We start from the raw sequence: 7,070 nt of genomic DNA on the forward strand, positions 1-7,070 counted from the left end.
AAGCTGCCGGTCGGATAAATCCGACCCTACATACAACGCTAGACCCCAACCATAAGTTTAATGCTAGATCCACACTCATCAGGAACGGCGCCCAGGAGAGATTCAGGAAACCGGTGTAGGGCAGCTTTCTAAGCTGCCGGTCGGATAAATCCGACCCTACATACAGTTGGAAGCAATATCTCAAACTCTAACTACTGTACTCAGGAAATAGCAGCTGCCATGTTTCGTCAGACCCCAGCAACATTCCCAAGCCTTCGGGTGAGGGTTTCGCACAGGGGGTCGCATTACACGCACCCGCCACGGATTCACACGCTGGCGAAAGATAAACCATCACCTCACAGTGAAGCCCACCATCAGATTCATGCCGAATAAAGGCCGCCATATTCTCTGGGTTTCCCGTCTGTATCCGTACAGAGGTGAGCGTTTCCTCCAACTCAGCTTGCGCTTCGAAAGCCAGCATCGCGTCACCCAGATTTTTTACAAACCAGTCGTTCATCGTTGCTCCCACTCTGCACCAATCGTCTAATCACCAACATCTCAGTGACCACGACACAAACGCCAAACACCTTAGAGCCAGCTATATTGACTTACATATCGTGATCATACGGGAAACCTTTCTGCGCCAACTTGACCAACCTCAGGTCATATCGTCGCACGAGAGGCAATCGGAAAAGGCGCGGGAATATGATGCAGCCAAGGGACGTTAAAACGGTCGAGCAAGCCAAGCGGATTGTCGAGGAGCGCGGTCTGACGCACATAAAAGTCGGCCTCTTTGATATCGATGGTGTAATGCGTGGCAAGTACATGAGCAAGGATAAGTTCTTCTCTTCACTCGATCACGGATTTGGCTTCTGTGATGTGGTGCTGGGGTGGGATTCGAAAGATCAACTGTACGACAACGTCAACTACACCGGCTGGCACACCGGCTACCCCGATGCCCCTGTGCGTATTATCCCCGAGAGCTGCCGCAACCTGCCCTTCGAAAACGATATACTGCTGTTTATCGCTGAATTTACTGACCAAGCCGCAGAGGTCTGCCCACGCAATCTTCTCAAACAGGTCATACAGCGTGCCCATAAAATGGGCTTTGATGCGTTTGCGGCATTGGAATATGAGTTCTTTGTCTTTCAGGAAACACCGCACAGCGCGCGCGAGAAAGGTTTCAGAAACTTAGTCCCCCTGTCCCCCGACTGGTTTGGCTACTCCGTGCTGCGCAACTCAGTACATTCCGATCTGTATCAGCAAATTCTGGAGATGGCGGAGAAGATGGATTTTCCCATCGAAGGCATCCATACCGAAACTGGTCCCGGTGTGCTTGAAGCGGCCATCGCCGTTGATCGCGCCGAAAAAGCTGCGGATAAAGCCGCCCTATTCAAAACCTTTATGAAAGTCCTCGCCGAACGCAACGGGCTCATGGCAACGTTTATGGCGAAGTGGTCAAACGATTATCCGGGGCAAAGCGGCCATATCCATATCTCCCTCACCCATCGGGACAGCGTTGATAGCGCGTTTCATGATCCCAACCAGCCACACAGCATGAGTCAGATTCAGCGTAATTTTCTCGCCGGTCAGCAACGTTTGATGCCCGAGTTTCTAAGCCTGATTGCCCCAACAGTAAACAGCTACAGCCGTTTGGTGCCGGGCTTCTGGGCACCCACGGATGCCACCTGGGGGATCGATAACCGCACCACCGCTCTGCGGGTGATTCCCGGCAGTGCAAAATCCCAGCGCATCGAATACCGCCTGGGTTCCGCCGACGGTAATCCCTATCTGACACTGGCAGCAGCACTGGCATCGGGGTTGTACGGCATCATGCATAACTGGCAACCGGACGCACAGGTGATCGGCAATGCCTACGAACAAACACATCCCGATCACCTGAAACTGCCTGCAACCTTATGGGATGCCGCCCAGCGTCTGAAAACCTCCAACGCCGCCCGAGAACTCTTTGGCGATGCCTTTGTGGAGCACTTTGCCGCATCACGTGAATGGGAAGAGCGGGAATACCGAAAACATGTCTCAGATTGGGAGATGGCGCGCTATTTTGAAATCATCTGAATTCTTATATTTAAAAACCTAGCTGTAACAGCCCTCTTTTATGCCCTTCAGGGTGCCGAGGGCAACCAGATTTTGGTACGTGCCTCACGTCTTGTCGTGGCCGGAAACCGCTGCGATTAGATCCGAGTTAAATGTTACTGGGCTGATGACAATGTAGGGCAGCTTTTAAGCTGCCGGTCGGATAAATCCGACCCTACATATGATGGGAATCGAATACTTCCACTGTCCCTTCGCGCACTCTATCTCTCTTGAATCGAGGAGCCTTATGACCACGCCCTCCAGCAAAGTAAGCCCCAACCTAAGTGATTCGCTAATTGGCGACTGGAACTACCCCAACAGCATCCGCGCCGGTGCTGGACGAATCAAAGAGCTGGCCGATGCCTGCCAGAACCTGAATATCCAAGCCCCCCTATTGGTGACCGATCCCGGTTTAGCCAATTTACCGATGATTGAACAGGCGATAAAGCAGTGCCAGAACGCAGGCTTAAACTGCGGCCTGTTCAGCAACCTTCAGGGCAACCCCACCGGACAGAATGTTGCAGATGGAGTGACCGCTTACAAAGCCGGAAGACATGATGGTGTTATCGCTTTTGGCGGCGGTTCATCGCTGGATACCGGCAAAGCTATTGCCCTGATGATCGGTCAGAGTGCAAACCTCTGGGACTTTGAAGATATAGGTGATAACTGGACCCGCGTGGATGCATCCGCGATTGCCCCAATTATTGCTGTGCCCACCACCGCAGGCACCGGCTCAGAAGTGGGTCGTGCCTCGGTGATCACCGATGAGCAACAGCAAGTGAAACGTATTATCTTCCATCCACAGATGCTGCCCTCCATCGTCATCCTTGACGCGGAACTGACCACCGGCCTGCCTCCCCATATCACTGCAGCCACCGGCATGGATGCACTGTCGCACAACTTAGAAGCGTTCTGCGCTCCCAGCTATCACCCAATGGCGGACGGTATCGCCCTTGAAGGTATCCGACTGATCAAAGAATACCTACCCCGCGTCTACACCAACGGGCAGGATCTGGAAGCCCGCAGCCAGATGCTCGTCGCCTCCGCCATGGGTGCTACCGCATTTCAAAAAGGGCTCGGCGCGATGCACGCCCTCGCCCACACGCTGGGGGCACTCTACGGTGCTCATCATGGATTACTGAACGCTATCCTGATGCCCTATGTACTGAGCGCGAATCAATCCTCCATTGAGCCGCGTATCGAACGCCTCAGCCGTTATCTGGATCTACCTGATCCCAGCTTTGATGGTTTTATGGATTGGGTGCTAACGATGCGTAAACAACTCAGTATTCCCCATACCTTGTCCGCCCTTAGTATCGATGAGAACCAAGCCAAACGGATCGGTGAAATGGCCGCACGAGACGCAGCAGCCAACGGCAATCCGATCACTTTTTCAGAGGATCAATATTCAGATATTTTTCTAAACGCTGTACGGGGTCACTGAATAAGTAACGGGCCGGCTATAGAACAGCGGCTTGATAAATCCACACCTCACTTGTTAGCCCATCATTCAGGCCTTAAACACGATGCTCTTTTTACCTTCCCAAAGAGTAGAAACACCAATGTCTCTCAGCTTATCAAGGTCAGAGGTAATGGTGGCAAAATGATTCCCCGCCAGTGTGCCCGCTTTTGAAGCGAACTGAACACAGCCATAGGCGATCAGTATTTCCGTTTCGCTTTTTCCTTTCGGATATAAAAGCACTTGGCCGGGGGCAGGATATGACGTGGCATCTTCATACTCTACTGCAAAATCCCTGTCTCCCAGAGGAATCCACACTCCTTCGCCACTCCAGCGCACATGAACAATTTCGCCTGTAAACGGCATCGCCTTTCGAAACACCTCGCATGTTTTGGGCGATTTACTGTCTTCGAAAACAGCAGAGAACTGATGTCCATCTATCTCAATGATCATATTTACCTCGATCGTGAAAAATACCAGCCACAGTGGCGAGCAGTCTGAGCCCGGCTACCAAAGACTGCGAACCGTTACAGCCTGTTCAGCTTACAAGCAAACGTAGACCGCCTCATACCCATATACAAGAAATGCCTGATAGCGAACGGACAAATACACGCAGCAAAACACAAGTGACTAAACACATGGAGGGATCAAACACATAGGGGGCGAGGTCTTGAAGATGACAAATGGAGCAGAAACCTTATAAATAGTGCACAATGCAGCACCGGATTCCATTCTTCACGTAGATCCGTTATCCACACACTATTTTTCAGGATTCAGATCGCCGGTTTGGGTATGCGCTGAATCCTTCCTACATTTGAGAAAAATCTATGAAATTTGCCGACCTCGGCCTTTCCCCCGCTATTCTTGATGCCGTTGCAGATCAGGGATACGACACACCGTCACCGATACAGGCTCAGGCAATACCTGCCGTGCTTGAAGGTCGGGATGTGATGGCCGCCGCGCAAACCGGCACCGGCAAAACCGCAGGTTTTACCCTCCCGCTGCTGGAGCGTTTATCCGGTGGCAAACGCGCAACGCCCAATCAGGCACGCGCACTGGTATTAACGCCCACCCGCGAACTTGCCGCACAGGTCAGTGACAGCGTTAAGACCTATAGCAAGCATCTGCCACTAAACTCCACCGTGGTGTACGGCGGCGTTAAGATCAACCCTCAAATGCAGGCCCTGCGCCGTGGCGCGGACGTACTGGTGGCGACACCGGGACGTTTACTGGATCTCTACAACCAGAAAGCGGTGAAGTTCAACCAACTGGAAGTCCTGATCCTCGATGAAGCCGACCGTATGCTCGATATGGGTTTCATCCACGACATCCGCAAAATTCTGGCCGTATTGCCGAAGAATCGTCAGAACCTGCTGTTCTCCGCGACCTTCTCTGATGAGATCCGCTCGCTGGCGAAAGGCTTAGTACAGGATCCGGTTGAGATCTCTGTCAGCCCACGCAACGCCACAGCTAACACCGTAAAACAGTGGATCAGTCCGGTTGATAAGAAAAAGAAATCAGCCCTGCTGACCCAGCTGATCAAACAGCACCAATGGCGTCAGGTTCTGGTGTTTACCCGCACCAAACAAGGCGCAAACCGCCTGAGCCGTCATCTGGAAGGGCAAGGCATCAGCTCATCCGCGATCCACGGTAACAAAAGCCAGGGCGCGCGTACCCGCGCATTGTCTGAGTTCAAAAACGGTAAGCTGCAGGTACTGGTTGCTACCGATATTGCAGCACGCGGACTGGATATCGATCAACTGCCACAAGTGGTGAACTTTGATCTGCCCAACGTACCCGCTGATTACGTACACCGTATCGGACGTACCGGCCGTGCTGGCGCAACAGGACAAGCGATCTCGCTGGTCAGCGCCGACGAAGAGAAACAGCTGAATGATATTGAAAAGCTGATCGGCCATGTGCTGACCCGCGAAATCATCCCCGGCTATGACCCGGTGCATGTACTGCCCGAGTCCCGTCTCAACTCACGTAAGAAAACACACCGTCCGAAGAAACCGCGCACGCCACGTGTAGAACACAGTGACGGACAACGCTCCGGTGAAGCCGCACGCGGCCATAAGCCTACAGGCAAGAACAAAAAACATGTGAAGAAACCGGCAACCTCCGGTGACGGCCAGAAGCCGAACAACCGTGGCGGACAGCAAGCGAAACCTGCTGGCAACGCAGACGCTCCTAAGCGTAGACCTCGCCGCCGTTCGACAGGTGCAAAACCTGCGAACAACAACGCACCACGTTAAGAACAGCGGAAAGCAACCGACGAAAATAGTCGGCGGATATGTGAAAGGCCCTGCGGTTAAAGCGGGGTCTTTATAAGCAGTTAAAAAATCACTGGTACCCTCACTCACTTTTCAGCACGTGCGCGTAATACCCGTAAACTAAGACATCGCCGTTAGAGAAAACCTGCCAGCCAGAGCTTAATACGCATCCCCCACTCGCTACTCAACCCTGAACTGACCAGTACGATCTCCCCTTTTGGATTGAGATAGAAAATACTCGGCGTAATCGCCACACCCCAGCGGCGGCTGATCTCACCAGAGGGATCGTTCAGTGTCGTGAAACCATAGTTATGTTTATCCAGATAGGCCTGCACATCTCGGTCATCCCCTGAAGACAGCGCTACCGTCAGTACACTGCTACCCGTCCCCGCGACAGATTCCGCAATATCGCTCACCGCTGGAGAGGTCAGGCTACAGATGCCACACCAACTGCCCCAGAAATAGACCAGCATTGGTCCCTGTTTATATTGTTCGGATAGATCATATCGCTCGCCAGACACGGTATAGGTAATCTGCTCAGGTGCAGAGCCCGAAACCATATTGCGCTGTTGATAGAGGCCAATAGCGGTGACCACTACAGTGATCAAGAGCAGCGCCTTAAGCTGGGAGAACCACCATTTGGGATTGGTGAAGCGTTTGGCAAGGAAGCCTTTCATAGTTGGACCTACAGCAGATATCAGCGGAAGCAATCGAATGTCTGTAGAAGGGACTTACAATAAACGACTTAGTTCAGTCGGGGATTAGGGATCAGACTCGTAAATAAAAGACAAAAGGGACTGACATATCTACAGGCTCGCAAATAAATCTGTCCCCTTTCATAAGCGTGATCAGGCTTTCTTTACAAACTTCGCCGTCACCATCATTTCGCCTGCGCCATCCACTCGGCAGTCAAGCTCGTGATCCTTTCCTTCCACGATGCGCCTTACCAGCGCTTTCGTACCGATCTTAAGCACCTGAGAACTGCCTTTGACTTTCAGGTCTTTGATCAACGTGACCTTATCGCCATCAGCCAACAGCGTTCCATTGGCATCTTTAGCTGTCACCGGTTGATCTTCTTCAGCAACTTCAGACGGGTTCCATTCGTGTGCACACTCAGGACAGATCAGCATCTCCTGATCTTGGTAAACGAACTCAGAATTGCATTTCGGGCAAGGAGGAAGGGACATACTGTATAACTTCTCTAAAGTGGTTTGGCGTGCATGGTAATGGGTCTGTTCTAGCTTGGCGAGTGCGCCTAT

Annotated in this window: 7 protein-coding genes; 3 read left to right on the forward strand and 4 right to left on the reverse strand. The window is 52.3% G+C overall.

Going from position 1 to position 7,070, the window contains the following annotated elements:
- Positions 1–187: 187 nt before the first annotated feature.
- Positions 188–496, reverse strand: a complete 309-nt coding sequence (locus tag ABYW01_RS10145; RefSeq protein ID WP_372832485.1) for a hypothetical protein — start codon at positions 494–496, stop codon at positions 188–190.
- A gap of 188 nt (positions 497–684) precedes the next feature.
- Between ABYW01_RS10145 and ABYW01_RS10150 the strand changes: the two genes are divergently transcribed.
- A complete protein-coding gene (locus ABYW01_RS10150) occupies positions 685–2,058 on the forward strand; it encodes a glutamine synthetase family protein (RefSeq protein ID WP_372832486.1) in 1,374 nt (457 codons plus the stop codon).
- Between the two features lie 265 nt (positions 2,059–2,323).
- Positions 2,324–3,520 (forward strand): iron-containing alcohol dehydrogenase, encoded by a 1,197-nt coding sequence (locus ABYW01_RS10155; protein WP_372832487.1) that lies wholly within the window; start codon positions 2,324–2,326, stop codon positions 3,518–3,520.
- 66 nt (positions 3,521–3,586) lie between these two features.
- Here ABYW01_RS10155 and ABYW01_RS10160 read toward each other — a convergent pair whose 3' ends face one another.
- The gene (locus tag ABYW01_RS10160; protein WP_372832488.1) at positions 3,587–3,988 is read right to left on the reverse strand and encodes a DUF3830 family protein; all 402 of its coding nucleotides are present in this window, start codon (positions 3,986–3,988) and stop codon (positions 3,587–3,589) included.
- Between the two features lie 374 nt (positions 3,989–4,362).
- Here ABYW01_RS10160 and ABYW01_RS10165 point away from each other — a divergent pair, with 374 nt between their 5' ends.
- Positions 4,363–5,793: a DEAD/DEAH box helicase gene (locus ABYW01_RS10165; protein WP_372832489.1), complete on the forward strand. Its 1,431-nt coding sequence runs from the start codon at positions 4,363–4,365 to the stop codon at positions 5,791–5,793.
- A gap of 152 nt (positions 5,794–5,945) precedes the next feature.
- Here the strand turns inward: ABYW01_RS10165 and ABYW01_RS10170 are convergent, their stop codons facing one another.
- Both ABYW01_RS10170 and ABYW01_RS10175 read right to left on the reverse strand, forming a co-directional pair.
- The gene (locus ABYW01_RS10170) at positions 5,946–6,488 is read right to left on the reverse strand and encodes a protein disulfide oxidoreductase (protein ID WP_372832491.1); all 543 of its coding nucleotides are present in this window, start codon (positions 6,486–6,488) and stop codon (positions 5,946–5,948) included.
- Positions 6,489–6,659: 171 nt separating this feature from the next.
- On the reverse strand, positions 6,660–6,998 hold the full coding sequence (locus ABYW01_RS10175) for a zinc ribbon domain-containing protein YjdM (protein ID WP_193954292.1): 339 nt from the start codon (positions 6,996–6,998) through the stop codon (positions 6,660–6,662).
- Between the last annotated feature and the right edge of the window lie 72 nt (positions 6,999–7,070).

Source organism: Pontibacterium sp. (assembly GCF_041587635.1).
Classification (GTDB): domain Bacteria; phylum Pseudomonadota; class Gammaproteobacteria; order Pseudomonadales; family Balneatricaceae; genus Pontibacterium.

Bases quoted from the DNA above. Each gene is read 5' to 3' on its own strand.
- ABYW01_RS10165 (WP_372832489.1), top strand. From the start codon at position 4,363: ATGAAATTTGCCGACCTCGGCCTTTCCCCCGCTATTCTTGATGCCGTT.
- ABYW01_RS10160 (WP_372832488.1), bottom strand. From the start codon at position 3,988: ATGATCATTGAGATAGATGGACATCAGTTCTCTGCTGTTTTCGAAGAC.
- ABYW01_RS10175 (WP_193954292.1), bottom strand. From the start codon at position 6,998: ATGTCCCTTCCTCCTTGCCCGAAATGCAATTCTGAGTTCGTTTACCAA.
- ABYW01_RS10145 (WP_372832485.1), bottom strand. From the start codon at position 496: ATGAACGACTGGTTTGTAAAAAATCTGGGTGACGCGATGCTGGCTTTC.
- ABYW01_RS10155 (WP_372832487.1), top strand. From the start codon at position 2,324: ATGACCACGCCCTCCAGCAAAGTAAGCCCCAACCTAAGTGATTCGCTA.
- ABYW01_RS10150 (WP_372832486.1), top strand. From the start codon at position 685: ATGATGCAGCCAAGGGACGTTAAAACGGTCGAGCAAGCCAAGCGGATT.
- ABYW01_RS10170 (WP_372832491.1), bottom strand. From the start codon at position 6,488: ATGAAAGGCTTCCTTGCCAAACGCTTCACCAATCCCAAATGGTGGTTC.